The organism is Mesorhizobium sp. M1B.F.Ca.ET.045.04.1.1, from assembly GCF_003952465.1.
GTDB classification, from domain to species: Bacteria; Pseudomonadota; Alphaproteobacteria; order Rhizobiales; family Rhizobiaceae; genus Mesorhizobium; species Mesorhizobium shonense.
Map to the genome: position 1 here is coordinate 5,464,400 of NZ_CP034448.1, position 20,940 is coordinate 5,485,339.

Consider the following 20,940-nt stretch of genomic DNA (forward strand, 5'->3'; position numbering starts at 1 on the left):
CCTATCGTGCGCGCCTTGACCTACCGCATTGCCTTCCGCGCCCGCCCGCACAATAGTCGGGCCGATGTTGCAGACGATTGCGAGTCACTGGTCTACGCTTATTCTCGCCCTCTCCCTGGCGATGGCGGCGGTCGGCATCGTCCACGCCATCATGACGAAGGAGGACGTGCGCGCCGCCACCGGCTGGGTCGGCGTGATGCTCTTGTCGCCCTTCCTCGGCGCGATCATCTACGCCATCGCCGGCATCAACCGTATCCGCCGCGCGACGATCAGCGCCATGCGGCCGGTCACCGGCGAGGCCGCCGAGGCAAGGCACGACCGCGACGTGGCCATGGAGGCGTTGATCAGCGCCCAATACGGCCAGCGTTTCATCGGGCTCAAGACGCTGGGCGACAGGGTGGCGCGACGCCAGCTCAGCTCCGGAAACACGATCGCCGCGCTTGAAACCGGCGACGAAGCGTATGCTGCGATGTGCCGGGCGATCGACGGCGCGCAAAAAAGCGTGCTTCTCGAGACCTATATCTTCGACAACGACGCGGTCGGACAGATGTTCGTCCAATCGCTCTCCGGAGCGGTCAAACGCGGCGTCACCGTGCGCGTGCTAATCGACGCCGTCGGCGTGCGCTATTCGGTGCCCAGCGTTCTCCACCAGCTGAAGGAAGCCAACGTCGCCGTCGATCTCTTCAACGGCAAAATCGTCATGGGGTTGAGACTTCCCTATGCCAATCTCAGAACCCACAGGAAGATCCTGGTCGTCGACGGCACGGTGGCGTTCACGGGAGGCATGAACATCCGCAAGGGATTCTCGGCCGAATTCGCCGGCTCCGACAGTTCCAGGGATACGCATTTCGAGGTTACCGGACCGGTGGTGGCCGACCTGTTCTCGGTCGCCGCCGAGGACTGGCGCTTCGCCGGCAACGAAGCGCTGAAGGACGATGTCTGGCAAGTCGAACGAACCGCGCCGCCGCCCGGCCAGCCGATGCTGGTCAGAGCCGTGGCGACGGGGCCGGATGCCTCGAACGAAACCAACCACAAGCTCATGATGGGGGCGTTTTCGGTCGCCCGCAAAACGATCCGCATCATGTCGCCCTATTTCCTGCCGGACCGCGAGCTGATCAGCGCGCTGACCACGGCCGGCCGGCGCGGCGTCGAGATCGACATCGTCGTGCCGGCGGTGAACAACCTTTTCCTTGTCGACCACGCCATGACGGCGCAGTTCGACCAGGTGCTGAAGCACTATTGCCGCGTCTGGCGCCACGAAGGCCCGTTCGACCATTCCAAGCTGATGGCCATCGACGGCGTCTGGGCCTATGTCGGCTCGTCAAACCTCGATGCCCGCTCGCTGAGGCTGAATTTCGAGATCGACATGGAGATCCTGGATGCCGACTTCGCCACCGAGATCGAGGCCCGTATCGGCGCAGCGATCGCTTCCGCGCAACCGGTGACGCTGCAGACGCTGAAGGCCCGCCCGTTTGCCATTCGTGTCTTCGACCGATTGCTGTGGTTGGGATCGCCCTATCTATAGACGAGGAAGACGAGCAGCAGGCATATGGGCAGAAACGGACGCAGCCTTCCGGAGACCGTGCTCCTGTCGATCCGCGGCAGAAAAGCACGCAAGGCGATGTCGACGCCGCGCAAGCGGACTGAAGGCGCCGAGATGGTGGTCGCCTCCTACAACGTCCACAAATGCATCGGCGTCGACCGCAAATTCGACCCCGAACGGACCGCGCGCGTCATCCGCGAAATCAGCCCCGACGTGATCGCCCTGCAGGAGGCCGACAACCGCTTCGGCGACCGCGCCGGGCTGCTCGACCTCAACCGCCTCGAAATCGAAACCGGTCTGGTGCCGGTACCGATCACCGGAAACGGGAAGGCACATGGCTGGCGCGGCAACGTGCTTCTGTTCAAACGCGGCACCGTGCGCGACGTCCACCAGATCAGACTACCGGGCCTGGAGCCGCGCGGGGCGCTGGTCGCCGAAATCGATCTCGACGAGCACCGGACGCTGCGCGTGATCGCGGCCCATCTCGGCCTGTTGCGCCGCTCACGCTCCGAACAGGCCCGCGTCGTGCTCGATATCATGAGCAGCGTGGACGAAAGGCCGACGCTTCTGCTCGGCGATCTCAATGAATGGCGCCTCGGCAACCGCTCGGCGCTCAACACGTTGCACACAACCTTCGGCCCCTCGCCGCCGGCGGTGCCCACCTTTCCGTCGGGCCTGCCGATGCTGGCGCTCGACCGTATCATGGGCAACCGGCACGGCATGGTCTCAGCCGTGGAAGCGCATGACACGCCCCTCTCGCGGGTCGCCTCCGATCATTTGCCGCTGACCGCGTTCGTGCATCTGTAGCAAGGTAGAGGCGCAAACTGCGGCTCTCATCGAGTAAGACCCAGACGGGTCCGGCAACCCATCTACTCTCCGACTATGGACGCTGGCGGGCGGGCTGAGGTTATCGGATCGGCATGACGAAGGACGATCCTCCACGCGCCTTCTTCCCGCCGGAATATGGTGGTGACCCGAAGCGCAATCGGCACCAGTTTGTCGCCACCACCGACTTTGGATCGGAACCGCTCGATCTCGATGGTGTATCCCAAGTCCGCCGTCGCGTACTCGGAGATGCGCTCAAAGCCGGTGGCCTCGCCGTCCCGGTAATTGGTGGCAGCCCGTTCCATGGTCGCGGCGGCCTTTTCCCACCCCTTCGCCGGCGGCCCGAACGGATTAGCGATAATGACGTCATCCCGTCGCGAATAGAGAGCTTTCAGAGGTTCAGGATCGCCCTTCACAAAGGCATCTAAAGCGAGATGATCCTGCTCGATAAATTTCTCAAGGTCAGAGGCTAACATCTTAGCGCCCTCAGATGATCGGAAAGAGAACTTTATTCGAAAAGTCGACCCCCCGCTCGCGCTATCTCACGTCCTGGCGCTTCTGCCCGTCAATGAGTTCACGTCTAGAGCGGGATGCATACGTAATGAAGGTAGCATCCCGCTCTATCTGTTTGCTTTAGCGGCATTTTCTGCGACGCCAAGTGATCGACTTGGCTGCAAAATGCTCTAAGCGCCGGCCGCTGCATGGCTGGCCGTAGGTGCCATCGGCGGCCCGACGATTTCGGCCCCATAGCGGGCGCTCACACGCTTCAAGGCCTCGATGTCGGGCGGCGTCGCCGGCGGTAATCCTTCCGCCTCGGCCGGCCGTCCGCCGTCGATGAAAACCCCTTCACCACCGCCAGGCGTCAGCAGCGTCAGCATCCGCACAGGCTTGTCGCCTTCGACCACGAATGTGTGGGGAACGTTTCTCGGCAGGAACACGAATGAGCCCGCGGTCGCCCGGAAGGTGCGATCGCCGCATTTCATCGTCAATTCCCCCTCCAGCACGTAGAAGGACTCGTCCTCACAGCGATGGATATGCAGCGGCGGCGAGAAACCCGGCGCGATGAGCGATTCCAGCAGGCCGAAGCCGCCTCCGGTACTGGCCTCGGTGGCCTTTACCGTCATGCGGTTCCTCAGAAACCAGATTGCTTCTCCCTCGCCCGGCCCCAGGAAACTGGCTTCGGCGGCGGTTTGGTTGGAGATTGTCATGAAAGCCCCCTTTCAAAGAGTCTGATATCATATTGCACTCTTGTGCAATTAATGCACTTCGGTATACTCAGCTCGTATGAATGTCAATCCGCACCCCCGCGCCGCACAGAAGCGTCGCACCCGCAAAGCGATCGTCGATGCGGCGATCGCGCTGCTCGCCCGCGGCGAGACGCCAACCGTAAACGACGTCGCCGCCGCGGCGGACGTCTCGCGGCGAACCGTCTATCTCTACTTCCCGAGCTTCGATCAGTTGCTGCTCGACGCGACCGTCGGCGCGCTCGCCCAAGCGTCGGTCGATCGCGCCATCGAGCAGGCGAGCGACGATGGCGAGGCCCGCGTGGAGCATCTGGTCCGCGCGCTGCATCACGTCAGTCCCGAGATCGAAAAGCTCGGCCGCTCGCTGATCAAGCTCACGGTCGATGGAGAACCGCCGGCGGAGGGCATGCCGCGCCGCGGCTATCGCCGGGTCGAATGGATCGAGTCCGCTTTGTCGCCGTTGCGGGATCGGTTGGACCCGAAGCGCTGGAACCGGCTCGTCGGCGCGCTTGCCATGGTGATCGGCTGGGAGGCACTGATCGTCCAGCGTGATGTCTGCGGCCTCGGCGCCGCAGAGGGCGAAGCCCTGTCGTTGTGGGCGGCAAACGCACTTGTGCGGGCCGCGCTCGAGGATGAGCGCGATGCTGGCGCGCCCTAGGAATTGGGAAGGCCGGCTCTCGCCAGCATTTCGAGGAACCGGGCGTGATGATCGTCCCGCACGTAGCGCGGCAGGAACCCTGGGCAGACATTTTCGAGGTTGAGATGGGGCAGTTGCGACAGGCAATGATGGATGGCGCGTGAGGCTTCTTCATTGTTTCCGGTCGCCGAAGCCGCGGCCGCCCAATAAAGGGCGCCGCGGACGAAACCCGGCTTTGTCCTCACCACCCTGCGGGCGACTTCGAGCGCCCGGCGGTCGTCGCCGCCGGCGAAGAGCGCCACGGCCAGACCATGATGGCGCCAGAAGTCGATGACGTCGAGCGCGCCGAGCCGTATCGCTTCATTGGCCTCGCGCAGCGCCTCGCTCACCTGGCCACGCAGGCCGTAGAGTTCTCCGAGATCACCGTGGCCACTCGGATAGCTCGGATTGAGGCTGACTGCGTGGCGGCATTCGACGATCGCCTCGTCGATCCGGCCATCGCGCAAATAGGCAAACGACAGGATGCAGCGGGCGATTTCATCGTCCGGCACGGCCCTTACCGCGTCCTCGGCAAGCCGGATCGCGTTGTCGACATGCTCCCGCTTGCCTGGCAGCGCGCCGAATGCAAGGCCCATGGTCGTCGCGATGGACAGTGTCCGCTTTGCCCGAGCATTTTCGGGCGCAATCGACAGGGCCTTCTCGGCGAGTTCCTTCGACACCAGGAGCGAGTCCCGGGTCATCTCGAAGTACTTCATCAGAGCTTCATTCACCAACCTGCGCACTTCGGGGGTGCCCGCCGGGCTCTTGTCGCGGACCTTCCAGTTGGTCAGTTGAAGCTCGAGGCTGACCGCCAGCACAACTGCCTGCGCGATCCTGTCCTGGAATTCGAGCGCATCCTCCGAGTGGCCATCGAATTTCTGCGCCCAGACATTGTGGCCATCGGCAGCGTCTACCAACTGAACGTTCACCCTCAGTTCGTCCCCGGACCTCTGGATGCTGCCGTTTAGCATGTAGCGGGCCCGCGGGGCTGCCGACGCCTTGGATTCCTTGCCGTCCTCCTTAAGCGGCGGGAGCCCTGAGAGCACGACGTAGTCGGCCACCTCGGAAAGCGCCGTGGTTATGTCATGGACCAGACCCTTGGCGAAAAAATCGTCGCCGCGCTCGCCCGTCAGATTCACGAACTCGGCGACCCCGATGGATGGACGGCCGAGACGCTGAACGGCAGCAACGCTATTTGCCGATTGCTGACTCGACGAGGCATCGGCAGCAGAGATGGATTGCCAGAGCGCTCGTGTCTCCGGGCCGACGTCGACACCGAATTCCTTCTTCAGCACGCTTCTGCAAGCCTCGAAGGTTCGCAGGGCCTTGTCCCGCCGGCCGCAGGCAATGAGCAGTTCCATTTTCAGCCGATAGGATTCCTCTCGCGTCGGTTCCATGGCCAGAATTCGATCGGCCACGACCAGTCCACTTTCGGCGTCCACGAGGCGGGCGAGCTTCTCAAAGGACTCAAGCGCACGGCCGAGCAGCCTTTCGCGCTCCGATGCCGCCCAATCATCAAAAGCATTGCTGCCCAGGTAAAAACCGTCGAGAAATGGACCGGTGTAAAGTGCTAGGGCCGTTTGGAGTTCCTGGGCGGAACGGGCCAGCAGACCCGTCTCAAAATCCTCCACGTCAACCCGCACCGCACCCGGCGCAAGGCCGATCAGCTCCTTGCGGGAATGGACGAGATCCATGCCTGCTCGCGACAGATCCCGGCGCAGGACGCTGAGCGTTTGCCGCAGACTGTTGCGCGAGTGCTCGCTGTCGCTATCGCTCCACAAGAGGTCAGCCAGCCGCTCCCGTGGTGCCGCCATGCCCGGACAGCGGGCGAGATAGGCGAGGATCGCTGAACCTCGCTTTCCGGTCAGCCAGACGGGACCCCCGGCTTCCTTTTCAATCTGGAAACCACCGAAGAGTGAGACTTTACTGCCGGCGACGCCTGCCCCATTTCGCATTTGCTTGAACAGCTTTTCAGAATGACGAAATTCTAACTCAAAACTAACGCAACGGAAACTCCGCAGCCCCACCCCCAAGCGCTGCCGTGACGATACATCAATTAGGCTTCGCTGAATTAGGGATGACTGAAACCTGCCACAGGTTTCCGGTCCGGGGGTGCGGCGGATGTCGAAGCTCACAGCCAACTTGCTGCTCCTGTTTGCCGCCGCGCTGTGGGGCTTCGGCAACGTGGCGCAAAAGACGGTGCTCGATCATCTCGATGCATTGAGCGCGGTTGGCCTGCGCTGCCTGATCGGTGGGCTGCTTGTGCTGCCGTTCGTCTTGACTGAAAGGCGGCTGCCTGCCGGCGATGTCCATTTTTCCAGCCTCATCCGAGTGGTCGTGCTGTTTGCCGTCTCCATCATGCTGCAGCAGCTCTGCTACCTCGGCGCCACCGTCACCAATGCAAGTTTCCTGATAAGCACGGCAACAGTGATAACGCCGCTGGCCGCCTGGCTGCTCATGGGCGAACGTCCGACGACAGGCCTCATACTTGCCGCCGGATCGACCGTCGTCGGTTGCCTGTTTCTTTCAGGTGGGATTGCCGGTCTCGGCGGCGGCGACATCACCGCCCTCCTGTCGGCCGGCTCCTATGCGCTCTGGGCGGTCGAGCTCGAGCGGCACATGCAGACCCATGCCCGTCCCTTCACGGCAGCGGCCGCGCAGTTCCTCGCCGTCGCCGCGCTCGCGCTTCCGCTCGGGGCGATGCAAGGCAACCTGTCATTCACGGCGGCTTCCGAGGCTGGCCCCGAACTGGTGGTGCTCGGGGTGTTCTCCACAGCGGTCGCTTTCGGCATACAGATCGCCGCCCTGCGCTTCACATCAGCCAGCCACGCCGCCGTGATCGTCAGCGCCGAAAGCGTCTTCGGCGCCATGGGCGCGGCGATCTTCCTCGGCGAACAGTGCTCGACGGCGGGAGCGCTGGGTGCGGTGATCATCCTCGGCTCGATCCTCTCGGTCGCGATATCGACCCGAGCGCCGGTGCGCCTCACCTCGCGACCCGACGCCGGCGCCTCCGACGCGAGAGCCCGCGCCTTTGCAGGTGCACCAGCCGGCTGGCCCGCCGCCACCAATCCTGCTCACGAGGAGGCGTTCCATGATCCTTGCCGGTGATGCGCCGCACTCGCCTGCCAGCCGAAACCGAGCTGTCGTTGAGATGGAGGGTAGAATGTTCGAACGACTTCACAGTGAACCAAGCTCCCGGCTTGACGCCGGGCCGGGGAAGCGTGCCGGTTCCTTGCCGAAACTGGCCTTGCCGAGACTGGCGGCGCTCGCCGTCGCGGCGTTTTTGGCGCCGACCGCGCATGCCGCCAATGTCGATGTCGCGATGCTGAACGTCGACGTCGCGGTTGTGTTCGCCGTGGACTTCTCCTCTTCGATCGACCCCAAGATCGCCGATCTGCAGCGCGAGGGCCATGCCGCAGCGCTCACCTCGCCCGAGATCATCAACGCCATCTCCCAGAATTACCTCGGCTGCATCGGCGTGGCTTATTTCGAATGGTCGAGCCCCGGCTACTCGCGCACCGTGCTGCCGTGGACACGCATCTGCGGGCTGGAAGATGCCAAGGCGGCCGCGTCGGTGATCAGGACGAACGGCGACACCGGCTATCTCCGTCGAGGCCGCGGCGGAACATCGGTCTCGGCGGCCATCGACGTCGGAAGCCTTCTGCTCGACCGGTTTCCGGGCAATGCGATGAAGAAGGTGATCGACATCTCTTCCAACGGCGAGAACAATGACGGGCTGCCCGTTCAGCCGAGCCGGCAGAACGCCATTGCCAAGGGATACACCATCAACGCGATCGCCATTCCGGCGGACGACGAGGACCCGAAGCAGCCGCTGGCTTCCTACTTTGCGCAGTCCGTCATCGGCGGCTCACAAGCCTTCGTGATGTCGCCCAAGGGACCGCACGACTACGTCACGGCCCTTCGCCGCAAGCTGGTGACGGAAGTCAGCATGAACGTGGACCCGCACATCGCGGCAACAGGCAATCAATAGGCGTGCACCGCCACGGCTTTATCGGGCGCACCGGACCGCGACCGATGCGGATGCGGCGCCGGCGGCCCTCACCCTTCCCTCAGCCAGACCAGCATCTCGCCGGGATCGCGATTGTCCCAGGCGAAATAGGGAACGGCCTTGAGCGTCGTCTCTTCGGTCGCCGGCGGCTCGGACCGATACAGATCGCTGCCCCAGTTTTCCGTCTCGGCCCTGCTGCCGATGGCCGAAAGCGTGACGATGCCGCCAAGCAGGTTCGGCTCGGGATGTGCCTCCAACCTGGCCTCGCGCGGTAGTGCGATGCGATGCAATCCGGCGCCATTGTCGGTTTCCTCGACGCAATAAATCAGCGGGCCGCGCGCGAGTGCGACGCGGCCGATGTCCTGGCGCACTTGCGGGTTGGCGAAGAGGCGGGCCATCGACATTTCGAGGTCGAGCTCGACCCGGTCGCCCCGGCGCCATTCGCGCCGGATCGCGGCGTAACCGTCGATGGTCACCGCATCGAGGTCGACCATCTTGCCGTTCACCCGCAGCGCCGCCTGGCGGCACCAGGCGGGAATGCGCAGGTGAAGCGTGAATGCAATCGGCGTCTCGGCTTCGATCTCGATCGCGACCGCGCCGTCCCACGGGTAGTTGCTGGTCTGGACGAGGCTGACCGGCCGACCGGCGATCTCGAAACGGGCCGTCGAGTCGCCGTAGAGATGGACCGCCAGCGCATCGTCGGCAAGGCCGTAGAAATAGCTGCCGATCGACGCTACCATGCGGCCGATATTGGGCGGGCAGCAGGGGCAGCGGTGCCACTTCCAGCGGTGGTGGCCGCCGCGGCTTTCCAGTGGGTTCTCGTAGAAGAACAGCGAGCCGTCGAGCGAGAGGCCCGAGATCGAGCCGTTGTAGAGCGACCGCTCCATCATATCGGCGTAGCGCGCGTTCGGCCCATACCGAGCATGCGACTCGCCCAGAACACCAAGCCTACCGAGGCGCAGGTCTCGGCATAGGCGGTTTCGTTGGGCAGGTCGTAGTCGCTGGTGAAGCCTTCATTGTGCGCCGACGGCCCGAGGCCGCCGGTGACATAGAGGCTTTTCGTCGTAAGATCGTCCCACAGCCGCTCGAGCGCGACCTTCAGCGTGTCGTCGCCATATTCGGTGGCGATGTCGGCCATGCCGGAATAAAGATACATCGCCCTGACCGCGTGGCCGACCACCTTGTCCTGCTCGCGCACCGGCTTGTGCGACTGGTTGTATTCGTAAGTCTTGAAGTGATAGGCCTTCGGGTCGGCGCCGCGGGCACGGGCCTCCTCGTCGAAATAATGCGGCTGCTGGCCGCGCTGGTCGATGAAGTATTTGGCCAGCTCCATGTATTTGTTCTCGCCGGTCGCTCGCGCCAGCTTGACCAGCGCCAGCTCGATCTCCTCATGGCCGCAATAGCCTTTCCGCTTGCCGGGCTCGGGGCCGAACATCGAGGCGATGTGGTCGGCATAGCGGCACATGATGTCGAGCAGCTTGCGTTTTCCCGTGGCCTGAAAGTAAGCGACGGCGCCCTCGATCAGGTGGCCGGCGCAATAGAGTTCGTGGCAGTCGCGCAGGTTGGTCCAGCGCAGGCCGGGCTGGATGCGCTGGTACCAACTCGAAAGAAGCCGTCGGGCTGCTGCAGCTTGCCGTACATGTCGATGACGGCGTCGATCTTCTTCTCCAGGTCGGGGTTGCGGCGGTGGTAGAGCGAATAGGCGGCGGCCTCGATGGTCTTGCCCCAGTCGGAATCCCAGAACATCTGCGTCGTCACCGTCGAGCCGGTGAACTCGGCGCCCTGCGCGTCGGCCTCGTCCGGCGACGGCGAATGGAACGGGATGACGACGCCCGGCGACGGCCGGTCCGGATCGATCTGCTCCAGCATGCGCGCCTCGACGCAGCGGTCGTAAAGGATGCCGGCGGTCTTGGCGGCAACCGCGTCGACCCGGTCGCCCCAGAAGCCGCGGACATCGACCTGCGGCACTGGCAACGGCCGGAAGGCGAGCTTCGCGGATGTCTCCGCCTTGGTTGAGGCGGGGGGTTGCGATGCGGTCATGAACGTCACTCCATTCGAATGCGAAATTATTTGACGGCCCCGGCCATCAGGCCGCGGATGTAGAAGCGCTGCAGCGCCAGGAACAGGATCAGGCAGGGCACCATCATCACGGTGACGCCCGCCTGCACCGCGCCCCAGTCGATGGCGCCGAAGCGGCCGGACTGGAGCGCGGTCATCATCACCGGCAGGGTGAATTTCGACTGGTCGGTCATCAGCACCAATGCCGCCAGGAATTCGTTCCAGGCGCCGAGGAAGGCGAAGAGCGCGATGGTGACGACGCCCGGCCAGACCAGCGGCAGCATCACCTTGACCAGCATGGTGACGTTGTTGGCACCGTCCATGCGCGCCGCCTCCTCGATCTCGCGCGGCACGGCGTCGAAGGCGTTGCGCATCATGAAGATCGAGAAGGGAAGCTGCAGCGTGACGTAGACGCAGACCAGGCCCGTCAGCGTGTTGTGCAGACCGAGCCTGGTCAGCACCAGGAAGATCGGCGTCAGGATCGACTGGAACGGGATCATGATCGTCGACAGGATGAGGATGAAGAAGAAATCCCGGAACGGAAAGCGGAAGCGCGAGAAGCCGTAACCGGCGAGCACGCTGACCAGCACCGACAGAAGCACCGTCATCAGAGAGACGTAGATGCTGTTCTGCGCCGAGGCCCAGAGCCCGTCGCCGAAGCTGTTCAGCGTCTGGTAATTCTCGACCGAGAAGCCGGTGGTCGGCCAGGGCGGCAGCGGCGGCTGGCGCGCCTCCTGCGCCGGCTTGAAGGTCGACAGCACGGTCCACACGATCGGCGCCAGGAACAGCACCGAGGCGATGATGCCGGTGGAATGCCTGGCGAGAGTGAAGGCCGCCTTGCGGCTCTGCGACATCGCCTCGGCCATCAGTCGAGCCCCTCGGGCTTGCGCAGCAGCCAGAGCTGGATGAGGCTGAGCGCCACCAGGATGACCAAGAGCACCATGGAAAGTGCGGCGCCATGGCCGAGCTTGAACGACACGAAGGACTGGTTGAAAATCCAGTAGACCGCCGTCAGCGTCTGGTTGCGCGGGCCGCCGCGAAGGATGATGTAGAACTGGTCGAAGGCGAGGATCGAGCCCGCCACCGACAGGATCAGCGCCAGCGCCAGCGTGCGGCGCATCAGCGGCAGGGTGATCGCCTTGAAGCGGGCGAACGGGCCGGCGCCATCGATGACGGCCGCCTCCTGCAGATCCTGCGGGATCGACTGCAGCCCGGTCATCAGGATGATCATGGTGAAGCCGGCGACCTTCCAGACCACCATGGCGATGATCGACCAGAAGGCCGGCTGGAAGGTGGCCAGAAGATTGACCTTCTTCCCGGTCAGGCCGAGGTCGAAGGCGGCGGGGCTGAACAGGCCGGAATCGACATTCAAGAGCCACGACCAGAGCAGGCTTGCGGACGCGAAGCCCACCACCGCCGGCATGAAGAAGGCGGTGCGGTAGAGATTGGTGAGCGGGCGCGGCCTTTCGATGAAGATCGCGAGCGGAAAGGCGACGGCGAAGATCGCGATGGTGACGATCACCGTGTAGTAGAAGGTGAATTTGAGCGCGTTCCAGAAGCGGGTATCGCGCAGGATGGCGAAATAATTGTCGAGGCCGACAAAAGCATGCTCGCCCATCAGCGGCCAGTTGTTGAGCGACATCCACGCCGTCATGCCGAGCGGGATGACGAAGAAGACGACGACGAAGGCGACGGCCGGCAGGACATAGAGCAGGCCCACCCATTGCCGGCGGCTGACGCCGGTGCGTACTCGGGCGGGAGCCGTGGTTACGGTGATGGCGGTCATGGCTGGGGCTCCCCTTCTCCCCTTGTGGGAGAAGGTGGATCGGCGCGCAGCGCCGAGACGGATGAGGGGTGTGCGACGGAGTGAGGCGGCGGCGATTTCGAACGCATCGCCAAGCTGGAACACCCCTCATCCGACCGAGCTTCGCTCGGCCACCTTCTCCCACAAGGGGAGAAGGGGGAGCTAACTTGCCGACGCCCCGAACCGGCAATGGAAGTGAGCTGTCTCAACGCGATATCCTGCCATTCAACGATGCAATATCCCGGCCGCCCGGCCAGGGAGACGGGGCGGGCGGCCGGTCAGAGCCTTGGCGGTGGGGTGTTGCACGATCCCCGCCGCCGGCTGGCCCTGGTGTTACTTGTTCGGCGCCTGGTCGATGATCGACTGCATGGTGTCTTGCGCGTTCGAAATGGCGCCGTCGACATCGTCGCCGAAGAACACCTCGTTGACCATCTGCGTCCATGGGCCGTTGGCGGAGTTGATCAGGTCGTTGAACACCACTGTATAGGGCGTCTTGCCCTTGGCCATCGCCTCGGCCGCCACCTGGTAGCGCGGATCGAGGTCCTTCAGGGCATCCTTGGCGATGTCGCCGCGCACCGGCAGGCTGCCGTATTTGGCGAGGATCGTCTGGCCCTCCAGCGAATAGGCGAAGTCCAAGAACTCCTTCACCACGTCGATCTTCTTGGTGCCCTTGGTGACGACGAAATTATCGCCGCCGGCAAAGGACGACCAGCCGCCATCCTTGCCCGGCAGGAAGGTGATGCCGTAGTCGATATCAGGATATTGCGTGTTGAGCGCGCCGATGGCGAAGGCGCCGGAGGGCGAGAGGCCGATCTTGCCGCCGGCGAAGGCGGCAAAGAAGTTGGCGCCGGTGTCGGTCTGCGCGCCTTCGGGCACCAGGCCTTTCTTCACCATCGAGCGGTAGAGGTCGATCGCGCCGCGTAGTTGCGGGCTGTCGAGCGTCGCCTTGGAGCCGTCCTCCGACAGGATGTCGCCGCCCGAGGCCCAGATCAGCGGCGTGAAGGTGAAGATGTTGCAGCCGCCGCAATTGCCGGAGAAGTAGAAGCCCTTGATGTCGCCGCCGAGCGCGTTGACCTTCTCGGCGTCGGCCTCGATCTCGGCCCAGTTGGTCGGCCCCTTCTCGGGGTCGAGGCCGGCTTGCTTGAACAGTTTCTTGTTCCAGATCAGCACCGAACTATCGGCAGAGAACGGCAGGCCATAGATGCGGCCCTTGTAGGTGCCGGTCTTTACATGCGCCGGCGACAGGCTGGCAAAATAGGGCAAGGATTTCGCCCATTCGGTGATGTCTTCCAATTGGCCGGCGGCGGCGAAGGACGGCGTATAGATCAGGTCGAGCGACAGCGCATCGGGCGCGGTGCCGCCGGCGGCGGCCGCGCCGTATTTCGGGATGATCTCGGCATTGGGGATGATGTCGAGCTTGATCTGGTCCTTATGCGCCTTGTTGAAGGCGTCGACGATGCGCGGCATGAAGTTCGAGCCGTCGGCGCGCACCCAGATGTTGGCGGTCTCGGCGGACGCCGCCAGCAGGCCGCCGCCGATCACAGCCGCGGCAAGCGCCAGCTTGGCAAACATGGTCTTCACTTTATTCCTCCTCATGGTTCTCCTCCCTGTTTGGCCGTTGCGCGACGGCCGTTTCGTTTGATGCCTCAGCCGCCCGGCGGACGGCCGCATGACTGACGCACCACCAGCCGGCACGGCAGTTTCCTGATGCCCGGCGCGGCCGGCTGGCCGCCCACGAGCGAAAGCAGAGCGAGCCCGGCCTCGCGGCCGAGCGTCGACAGGTTCATGTCGACCGAGGTCAGCGGCGGGCGCGTCGCCTCGGCCACGATCTCCCAATTGTCGAAGCCGATGACGCCGACTTCGTCGGGCACACGGATGCCGCGCTCGCGCAGCGCGTCGATGACGCCGCGGGCGATCTGGTCGTTGCCGCAGAAGACCGCATCCGGCCAGCCTTCCCTGCCCGCCTTGCCGAACAGTTTTGCGACCGCATCGTGGCCCCAGCCTTCCGACCAGGCGCCGAGCAGCGGCTCGCCGACCGGCAAGCCGTGCTCCTGAAGCACGTCCCGGTAAGCCTCAGCCCGCGTGTGCACCACCGCAAAGCTCTCCGGGCCGCTGACATGGGCGATGCGGCGGCGCCCGAGCCGCAAAAAATGCTCGACCGCCAGCCGCGCGCCGCCCGCATCGTCGGAAACGAGGCCGACCGCCCCGGGATCGGGCTGGGTGAAGGCGTAAACCACGGGCACGCGCAGGTGGGAGAGATCGACCAGCAGATGGCGGTCGATGCGTTTTCCCGTGGCGATGATGCCGTCGACACGCTTGTCGAGCATGGCCTCGACATGCAACTGGCCGAGCCGCGTGTCGTCCTCGACATTGCACAGGAACACCGACACGCCGTTGTCGACCAGCGCATCGGAAACGCCGGCCATCAGCGGCAGCGAGAAGCGGCCGTAAGTATCGTTGGTGAGGAGCCCGACGGTGAAGCTGCGCTTGCGCAACAGGCTCTGCGCTAGGCTGTTCGGCCGGAAGCCGAGCCGCCGCGCCGTCTCGCGGATGCGCTCGCGCGTCTCGGCCGTCATCCGCCCCTGCCCGTTCAGCGCCTTGGACGCCGTCGCCACGCTGACGCCGGCGGCGGCTGCCACCTCGCGGAGGGTAACCGGCGGCTTGGCGGAAACTGGCGCTGGCTCGGCGTCGGCGGACATCTTTCGAGGCGCATCCCTAAGTTGGGAAAAGGTTTTCTCTTATCGCAGTGCGCGAAGATGACGGGTGAGGTCAGCGGGCGCGAGGCGATTTGGGAAAAGGTTTTCTCAAAAGGGAGATTAGGAGAAGGGGGAGAGGTTGGCAAGGGGGATAAGACGATGCAGGCGGCGCCTGTCGTGAACGGCCGCCTTGCACCGGAATCGCCATCAATTTTCGAGTGACCAAAAATGGGCCGGATGCCGTACGTTCGCTATCAGGCGGCTCATTCCCGTGCAAATGGGGCTCCGCTTCATTTCTTCGGAGTCTTCTTTTTTGGAGCAGTTGCGGCTTTGAGCCGTTCCAAATTGGATTTGTAGGACTGGCGAAACTCGGTGAAGGGATGCGTCTGCGACGTCGCCTTCTCCGACCAAGCGACAATGTCCCACCCACTTTCGAGGAGATCAGATGCCGCAAAGACGAACTCCAAGGTGCGGGTAAGAAAGCTGATATGTGGATAGAAGTCGACCTTTGAAGGAGTGCCGTGCACAAAGTGATTGCGGCAATTAACAGCTATATCGACCACTGAAGGCAGATCAGGGAACCGACGGCCCAATAGGTCCACCAAGGACTTAGCGCGATGGCGAACCTTCTGCTTCAGCTTCGCTTTGCCAATTCGTCCGAGTTCGCCGAGAACACTGTCCCTTTCCGCCGATTTCGGCAAAGCTTTGAAAATCGCTTTAGCCTTCGCCGCCGCTGATTTGAGGTCACCGGAAATTGGGCCGGTCTTCGGGATCGCCGTTGCTGGCAGGATATCAAACATGTTGGCGGCAGCGATTAGGCGATCGATCGTAAAGTGGCGCTGCATATCGAGGGAAGAAAAATAGCGTTGTCGGGCGTCAGCCCAGCCAGCTTCCCTGCTAATCCATTTGGGTAGGACGGTCGCATACTCCTGATGGTCATCGAAGACATTCAACGGCAAATCAGCCGGATGCGGCGGCTCGCTCTCTCGCCTATCCCTGCCTGGCGGCAGGCACCAATGGACCTCAATAGGCAACTTCTCGTCTGAACCGAAAATACGCAGTCCGTCGATCTTTTGCGGCCGGCCCGCTATCATCCCAAAGAAGCGAAGCAAGACGTGCAAGGCTCCGATGGCGTCGCGAAACCTCCTTTTTGACGAAAAATCCAATCTCACCCATGTGTTGTTTTTCATGCTTCCACCAGCCGCACCGCCCAAAGTCAGAGACGGAAGGTGATTGGCCGAAACGACGCCTAGCGCCGTCTCTGCTGAGAAAAATTCCTGCTTACCTGTGTAGTATAAGATTTCGGGCATCGACTGCCCTCTTTGAATTGTTCTACCTCCTACCTTTGATTGAAACTCGAGTAGGCTATCGATGACGGCTTCAGGTTGCAGGATGGAGCCGAAGGCGTCGAAATCATAGAACAGCGCATCGGCATCTTCTAAAAGCACCTCGATTGACGAAACGCTCTCCTCGTCGGGCTGAAGATGTTGGCTTCCGATCAAAACAAAAGTAGTTAGCAGTCGGGCTACAGCCAAACCTTCATCCGCGTATTGGCCTCCGAGGTGAGCGACCCCCAATAGCGTCGCCTTTCGTCGGTCATGTAGCGTGCCGAGGATTGTCGAAGGCAACCTCGCGTAACGGTGCGGCACTTTGACATCAAAAAGCTGAAGCAAGGTGGGCGCCAGCAATTTCGAAATGCCCATGCACTTCCTGATCCGGGGGAAGCTGAAACTTTCCGGTGCGCAGTTTGGGTTCTGCTCCTTTGGTCATATTCGACAGCTCACTAGGCCCATCCCTTCTAGAAAAGGCGCACAAGGTCTCCCGCTAGCCGGAAACACCGTCGCCTGACGCTACCACAGACCTGATGCGTTAGGGCCCCGACGCACACCCACAACTTGTTTGCTCAGCCGAACATTTCTCTTCACCATCTCAAGGTTGCCTTCAGCTACTATTAGCGGAACGGAAACGGCGATCATTCGAGTTGCGTGGTTTGGGTTATTCATGTGTGCGTCTGCCGGCGTTCGGCTGTATGGAGCCCGAGTTCGTCGACCGGCCTCCTAAGGCCGCCGGCTGGAGCCATGAGGTCAAATTCGGCGACTAGCGGACACGTTGGAGCTGCCGCGGGGGGCATTAAGGGCCTAAACGTCCACGGCTTCCGCTCCACTTTCCGCAAGAGAAGTTCGAACTCCCCCCGTGAGCGTCCCCATCGCCTTACATGCTCCACCAAGTTAGAACTGGTCACATATTAGCCTGCCGGGCTGCGTGCCCGACCACGAACGCCGCTCTTTCGTAAAGTTCGGTGTAGGTCAGGACCTCAATATTCCGGGAGTCGCGCCTGAACAGCTCAAAAGTCCGGAGCTTCGCCTCCTGCTCGGAGCCGCTGCCGGCGAACGCGCCGTCGCTTCCGACCACCAGGATGCATTTAGGGTCGGTAGTGCGCTGCCGGATGAGGGAGCCGTCGCGGTCGTAGTTCCTCGCCGCGTTCGTCTCGGCCTTAGTCTGCCAGCTGGCCTTCTGTTGGAGTACCTGCGAGACGGACTCCATCAGGTCCGTAGACAGTCGCCACGCGCCCGAACGCGCCCTGCTGCTGCCGAACAGTGGTGTGCCCGGCTGCTTCACCTCCACGAGGACAGTGAAGTGGGTCGCTCCGAGGAGGAAGTCCGACACCGGTGCGTCCCGCCCCGCGATGTCGGAAGTGCCGACCTCTGCTTCATCTTGGAGGATGCCGAGGAAGCGGTAGTCGAGACCGAAACCAAATATCCACTCGTTCCGCCCGAGGAAGTGCTGCCACGCTTTCTCGGGCTGGTCTGTCCTTATCCTCTCGCGTTCGGCATAGGCCCTCACCTGCCGGGGATCGGCGAGCATGCGCCCGAATTCCTCCAGCTGCGCCTTGCGGTAGCCGATGTTGACAATATCGTGCGACGTGATGAGGCCGTTCCCGACGAGCTCCTCGACAATCCGTTGCCCGTCGGGCTGGATGAGCAGGGCCTTGACCTTCTTGGCGAACTCCGGGTCAATGCCCGCGGCGTCGCCCTCGACTACCGGTATCCGGCGCTGGTTCACGCTCGCCAAGTCGAGGTCGGTTAGCAGCCGAAGCAGCGAAGTGAGCTTCTCGAAGGAGAAGTGCGAGAGTTTGAACGGCTCGTCGGACATGAACCTATCCTCGACCCAGCCCTCCCGTTTATAATGCTTGAAACGCTTGAGGGTGACCTCCGTCACCTCGTTCGATGCGCGGATGAACTTGAGGCTGAGCTTGATCCTGTTCCGGCTCGGAAACGGTGGGCTATACTCGACCGTGGTGGAGCCGGATTCCTCCTCCTCGATGACGTAGTTGAAGAATCGCCCCGATCCGTCCTTGAAGTCGTTGACATATATGTGATCCGTCTTGCACCCGCTAACAAAGGTGGTCTCGTCCGCTCCGCCCATCAGAAGTCCCTAACTGCAGTTCCAAGTATTGCTACAGTACAGGATACTCGGCTCCCTCCGCAAATGCTGGCGTCCAGTCTGCCTGCCCCCGCTTCCTGAAAAACCCAGACAGAATATTCGGCCCCACCTCCCCCGGCCGCAGCCTGATGCCGTCCTCGAATCCGTTCAGCGTCACGCAGTCGAAGCCGTTATGCGCGAGCAGCGCCACCAGCGAGTCGCGGTCGAAGTGGTGCAAGTGCTCGTTGGGGAGGCGCACGCGCCAGGTTCGGAACCAGGCGTCGCCGTCGGCGCCGAGCTCGCGCCAGCGGCAATAAGGGACGGCGACGGCCAGGTGCCGGGTCTTGAGGCGGGCGAGGAAACCCAGATCCGGGATGTGCTCGAGCACGTCGAACATGGCGACGAGATCCCACGCGCCGGCGAGCGCCTCATCCCAATCGACGAAGCGGACACCCTTGGGCAGCGGAAACTCGGCGATGTCGCAGCCGGCGCAATCGGCGACCCCGGTTATCTTGGCGGCTTCGGGTTCCGAAATCCTTACAGGGCGGAGCTGAACGCGGCGTAACCGCTCGGCCCGGCTCGCCGACGGCACCGCATTCGCCAATCCTGCCAAAGTCGAAAAGTCCGACCCGCTGCACCCTGCGCATCTTGACGAAAATCGGTGCGCCTGTTTGAGAGCGGGGATCGAGACATTTGCTCCATGGGGGAGAAGAGCAAGCGGTGGGCAAACTGTGAAGCGCGTTCTTCGAATGCTTGCCGCGGCGATCATGGCGTCCGGGGTGACCGGCTGCACCAGCATTTCCTACTACACGCAGTCGCTGGAGGGTCACGTTGAGATCATGGCCGCGCGCAGGAATGTCGGGACGTTGATCCATGATCCTTCGACGCCCAAGGCGCTGCGCACCAAGCTGACGTCGGCGAGCGCCATAAGACGGTTTGCGACAGATGACCTGGCACTGCCCGACAACAACAGCTACCGCAGCTATGTCGACATCCGTCGGGACGCTGTGACCTGGGCGGTTTTTGCCGCGCCGCAATTCTCGCTGACGCCGCGAACATGGTGCTTTCCGGTTTTCGGCTGCGTTCCGTACCGCGGTTACTTCGACCGGAAAGCCGCGACCGAAAGCGCCGTCGAGCTTCATAGACAGGGGCTGGACGTCTATGTCTCAGGCGTCACTGCATATTCCACGCTGGGCTGGTCAAGCGACCCGCTGCTCAGCACCATGCTGCGTCAGGACGACACCTATCTCGCAAGCCTTGTCTTTCATGAACTGGCGCATCAGCGCCTCTACGTGAACGATGACTCCGCGTTCAATGAGGCTTTCGCTGTCGCCGTCGAAACCACCGGCGTAAGGAAATGGCTCCGTGCCACCGGCAACCGCGCCGGATTGCGCCGCTACGAAGCCGATCGCAAGCGCAGGGCCGATTTTCTCGGACTGGTGTCGAAAACGCGGGACGAGTTGAGGCAGGTCTATGAAAGTCCCCGCAGCCCGCAGCAGATGGCGGCTGCCAAGGCAGCGGCGATCGACAGGCTGCGGATGCGTTACCGGCAACTGCGCGACAAGCGCTGGGCCGGATACCGGGGATACGACGCCTGGTTCGATGCCCCGATCAACAACGCAAAGCTCGCCGCGACTGCCGTCTACGGCGAACAGGTCCCGGCATTCCTTCGCTTGTTCGACCTGTGTTCCGGCGACTATCCAAGATTCTACGCTTCTGTTCGACGGATCGCGGATTTGCCTAAACCTTCCCGAGCCAAAGCGCTCGAGGTTGCGGATACGTGCGAACAGGCACGGAGGTCGATGGAAACCGGCCTATAGCTTTCTAAAAAAGCCGGACAGAATGTTCGGCCCCGCTTCGCCGGGCCGTAGCCTTATGCCGTCCTCGAATCCGTTCAGCGTTACGCACTCGAACCCGCTGTGCGCGAGGAGCGCCACCAGCGAGTCGCGGTCGAAGTGGTGCAGGTGCTCGTTGGGGAGGCGCATGCGCCACGTTCGGAACCAGGCATCGCCCTCGGCGCCGAGCTCACGCCAGCGGCAATAAGGGACGGCGACGGCCAGGTGCCGGGTCTTAAGGCGGCCGAGGAAACCCAGGTCCGGGATGTGTTCGAGCACGTCGAACATGGCCACCAGATCCCACGAGCTGGCGAGCGCTTCATCCAAACCGACAAAGCGGACACCCTTGGGCAGGGGAAACTCGGCGATATCGCAGCCGGCGCAATCGGCGACCCCGGTAATCTTGGCGGCTTCGATGAATGTGCCGGTGCCGTATCCGATTTCCAGTACGGAGCGAGGAATCTCGCCGGTTACCCCCAGCACCCAGCCAAGCCGCTGATAGCCGAGCTTGATGGTCCGGTCGCTCAGGTCCTCGTAATAGGAGATGTACTGCTTGTCGTACGTGATCGGCGTGAAATCGATCTGGTGGATCACGCCAAACCGGTCCACCTCGTAATTGTCCAACATTTGCCAGCGCCCTCCGGATACCGAATTCCTTACAGGGCGGCGCTAAACGCGGCGTAATCGGTCGGCCCGGCTCGCCGACGGCACCGCATTCGCCAATCCTGCCAAAGTCGAAAAGTCCGACCCGCTACCCTGCAGATCTTGACGAAAATCGGTGCGCCTGTTTGAGAGCGGGGATCGAGACATTTGCTCCATGGGGAGAT

Annotated in this window: 17 protein-coding genes and 1 pseudogene; 6 read left to right on the forward strand and 12 right to left on the reverse strand. The window is 62.9% G+C overall.

The window, feature by feature from the left end; translation table 11 throughout:
• Nucleotides 1-64 precede the first annotated feature (64 nt).
• Together EJ071_RS27050 and EJ071_RS27055 are read left to right on the forward strand one after the other, a co-directional pair.
• On the forward strand, nucleotides 65-1,525 hold the full coding sequence (locus tag EJ071_RS27050) for a phospholipase D-like domain-containing protein (RefSeq protein ID WP_126100588.1): 1,461 nt from the start codon (nucleotides 65-67) through the stop codon (nucleotides 1,523-1,525).
• 24 nt (nucleotides 1,526-1,549) lie between these two features.
• Nucleotides 1,550-2,350: an endonuclease/exonuclease/phosphatase family protein gene (locus EJ071_RS27055; protein ID WP_126100589.1), complete on the forward strand. Its 801-nt coding sequence runs from the start codon at nucleotides 1,550-1,552 to the stop codon at nucleotides 2,348-2,350.
• A 62-nt stretch (nucleotides 2,351-2,412) separates the two neighbouring features.
• Here EJ071_RS27055 and EJ071_RS27060 read toward each other — a convergent pair whose 3' ends face one another.
• The gene (locus EJ071_RS27060) at nucleotides 2,413-2,844 is read right to left on the reverse strand and encodes a nuclear transport factor 2 family protein (RefSeq protein ID WP_126100590.1); all 432 of its coding nucleotides are present in this window, start codon (nucleotides 2,842-2,844) and stop codon (nucleotides 2,413-2,415) included.
• Between the two features lie 207 nt (nucleotides 2,845-3,051).
• Nucleotides 3,052-3,492 carry a cupin domain-containing protein gene (locus EJ071_RS27065; protein WP_210211882.1) on the reverse strand — a complete coding sequence of 147 codons (441 nt, stop codon included), beginning with the start codon at nucleotides 3,490-3,492 and terminating at the stop codon, nucleotides 3,052-3,054.
• A gap of 160 nt (nucleotides 3,493-3,652) precedes the next feature.
• Here EJ071_RS27065 and EJ071_RS27070 point away from each other — a divergent pair, with 160 nt between their 5' ends.
• Complete coding sequence (locus tag EJ071_RS27070) at nucleotides 3,653-4,270, forward strand: TetR/AcrR family transcriptional regulator (RefSeq protein WP_126100592.1); 618 nt, start codon at nucleotides 3,653-3,655, stop codon at nucleotides 4,268-4,270.
• Here EJ071_RS27070 and EJ071_RS27075 read toward each other — a convergent pair.
• The gene (locus EJ071_RS27075) at nucleotides 4,267-6,243 is read right to left on the reverse strand and encodes a BTAD domain-containing putative transcriptional regulator (protein WP_126102730.1); all 1,977 of its coding nucleotides are present in this window, start codon (nucleotides 6,241-6,243) and stop codon (nucleotides 4,267-4,269) included. The genes EJ071_RS27070 and EJ071_RS27075 overlap by 4 nt on opposite strands.
• A 166-nt stretch (nucleotides 6,244-6,409) precedes the next feature.
• On the opposite strand from EJ071_RS27075, the gene EJ071_RS27080 reads away from it, so the two are divergent.
• Entirely contained in the window at nucleotides 6,410-7,396 is a 987-nt protein-coding gene (locus tag EJ071_RS27080; RefSeq protein WP_126100593.1) for a DMT family transporter, read from the forward strand.
• A gap of 214 nt (nucleotides 7,397-7,610) precedes the next feature.
• Nucleotides 7,611-8,279, forward strand: coding sequence for a DUF1194 domain-containing protein (locus tag EJ071_RS27085; protein WP_126102731.1), 669 nt, complete (start codon nucleotides 7,611-7,613; stop codon nucleotides 8,277-8,279).
• A 68-nt stretch (nucleotides 8,280-8,347) separates the two neighbouring features.
• Here the strand turns inward: EJ071_RS27085 and EJ071_RS27090 are convergent.
• The 8 genes and pseudogenes from EJ071_RS27090 to EJ071_RS27125 all read right to left on the reverse strand — a co-directional run bounded on the left by EJ071_RS27090 (nucleotide 8,348) and on the right by EJ071_RS27125 (nucleotide 18,882).
• A pseudogene (locus EJ071_RS27090) lies at nucleotides 8,348-10,337 on the reverse strand (glycoside hydrolase family 127 protein).
• A gap of 26 nt (nucleotides 10,338-10,363) precedes the next feature.
• Nucleotides 10,364-11,221, reverse strand: coding sequence for a carbohydrate ABC transporter permease (locus tag EJ071_RS27095; RefSeq protein WP_126100594.1), 858 nt, complete (start codon nucleotides 11,219-11,221; stop codon nucleotides 10,364-10,366).
• A complete protein-coding gene (locus EJ071_RS27100) occupies nucleotides 11,221-12,141 on the reverse strand; it encodes a sugar ABC transporter permease (protein ID WP_126100595.1) in 921 nt (306 codons plus the stop codon). The genes EJ071_RS27095 and EJ071_RS27100 overlap by 1 nt, the downstream gene beginning before the upstream one ends.
• Nucleotides 12,142-12,492: 351 nt before the next feature.
• Nucleotides 12,493-13,740 (reverse strand): sugar ABC transporter substrate-binding protein, encoded by a 1,248-nt coding sequence (locus tag EJ071_RS27105; protein ID WP_126100596.1) that lies wholly within the window; start codon nucleotides 13,738-13,740, stop codon nucleotides 12,493-12,495.
• Nucleotides 13,741-13,805: 65 nt separating this feature from the next.
• Nucleotides 13,806-14,858: a LacI family DNA-binding transcriptional regulator gene (locus EJ071_RS27110; RefSeq protein WP_126100597.1), complete on the reverse strand. Its 1,053-nt coding sequence runs from the start codon at nucleotides 14,856-14,858 to the stop codon at nucleotides 13,806-13,808.
• A gap of 287 nt (nucleotides 14,859-15,145) precedes the next feature.
• Nucleotides 15,146-16,558: a HEPN domain-containing protein gene (locus tag EJ071_RS27115; RefSeq protein ID WP_126100598.1), complete on the reverse strand. Its 1,413-nt coding sequence runs from the start codon at nucleotides 16,556-16,558 to the stop codon at nucleotides 15,146-15,148.
• Between the two features lie 535 nt (nucleotides 16,559-17,093).
• Entirely contained in the window at nucleotides 17,094-18,281 is a 1,188-nt protein-coding gene (locus EJ071_RS39625; RefSeq protein ID WP_245459979.1) for a Shedu immune nuclease family protein, read from the reverse strand.
• Between the two features lie 31 nt (nucleotides 18,282-18,312).
• On the reverse strand, nucleotides 18,313-18,882 hold the full coding sequence (locus EJ071_RS27125; protein WP_245459980.1) for a methyltransferase domain-containing protein: 570 nt from the start codon (nucleotides 18,880-18,882) through the stop codon (nucleotides 18,313-18,315).
• 145 nt (nucleotides 18,883-19,027) lie between these two features.
• Here EJ071_RS27125 and EJ071_RS27130 point away from each other — a divergent pair, with 145 nt between their 5' ends.
• Complete coding sequence (locus tag EJ071_RS27130; RefSeq protein WP_126100599.1) at nucleotides 19,028-20,098, forward strand: aminopeptidase; 1,071 nt, start codon at nucleotides 19,028-19,030, stop codon at nucleotides 20,096-20,098.
• Here EJ071_RS27130 and EJ071_RS27135 read toward each other — a convergent pair.
• Complete coding sequence (locus EJ071_RS27135) at nucleotides 20,093-20,740, reverse strand: class I SAM-dependent methyltransferase (RefSeq protein WP_126100600.1); 648 nt, start codon at nucleotides 20,738-20,740, stop codon at nucleotides 20,093-20,095. The two genes, EJ071_RS27130 and EJ071_RS27135, sit on opposite strands and share 6 nt — an antisense overlap.
• Between the last annotated feature and the right edge of the window lie 200 nt (nucleotides 20,741-20,940).

Bases quoted from the DNA above. Each gene is read 5' to 3' on its own strand.
- EJ071_RS27115 (WP_126100598.1), bottom strand. From the start codon at position 16,558: ATGGGCATTTCGAAATTGCTGGCGCCCACCTTGCTTCAGCTTTTTGAT.
- EJ071_RS27130 (WP_126100599.1), top strand. From the start codon at position 19,028: ATGCTTGCCGCGGCGATCATGGCGTCCGGGGTGACCGGCTGCACCAGC.
- EJ071_RS27080 (WP_126100593.1), top strand. From the start codon at position 6,410: ATGTCGAAGCTCACAGCCAACTTGCTGCTCCTGTTTGCCGCCGCGCTG.
- EJ071_RS27075 (WP_126102730.1), bottom strand. From the start codon at position 6,243: ATGCGAAATGGGGCAGGCGTCGCCGGCAGTAAAGTCTCACTCTTCGGT.
- EJ071_RS27070 (WP_126100592.1), top strand. From the start codon at position 3,653: ATGAATGTCAATCCGCACCCCCGCGCCGCACAGAAGCGTCGCACCCGC.
- EJ071_RS27065 (WP_210211882.1), bottom strand. From the start codon at position 3,492: ATGACGGTAAAGGCCACCGAGGCCAGTACCGGAGGCGGCTTCGGCCTG.
- EJ071_RS39625 (WP_245459979.1), bottom strand. From the start codon at position 18,281: ATGGGCGGAGCGGACGAGACCACCTTTGTTAGCGGGTGCAAGACGGAT.
- EJ071_RS27085 (WP_126102731.1), top strand. From the start codon at position 7,611: ATGCTGAACGTCGACGTCGCGGTTGTGTTCGCCGTGGACTTCTCCTCT.
- EJ071_RS27055 (WP_126100589.1), top strand. From the start codon at position 1,550: ATGGGCAGAAACGGACGCAGCCTTCCGGAGACCGTGCTCCTGTCGATC.
- EJ071_RS27135 (WP_126100600.1), bottom strand. From the start codon at position 20,740: ATGTTGGACAATTACGAGGTGGACCGGTTTGGCGTGATCCACCAGATC.
- EJ071_RS27110 (WP_126100597.1), bottom strand. From the start codon at position 14,858: ATGTCCGCCGACGCCGAGCCAGCGCCAGTTTCCGCCAAGCCGCCGGTT.
- EJ071_RS27095 (WP_126100594.1), bottom strand. From the start codon at position 11,221: ATGGCCGAGGCGATGTCGCAGAGCCGCAAGGCGGCCTTCACTCTCGCC.
- EJ071_RS27050 (WP_126100588.1), top strand. From the start codon at position 65: ATGTTGCAGACGATTGCGAGTCACTGGTCTACGCTTATTCTCGCCCTC.
- EJ071_RS27060 (WP_126100590.1), bottom strand. From the start codon at position 2,844: ATGTTAGCCTCTGACCTTGAGAAATTTATCGAGCAGGATCATCTCGCT.
- EJ071_RS27100 (WP_126100595.1), bottom strand. From the start codon at position 12,141: ATGACCGCCATCACCGTAACCACGGCTCCCGCCCGAGTACGCACCGGC.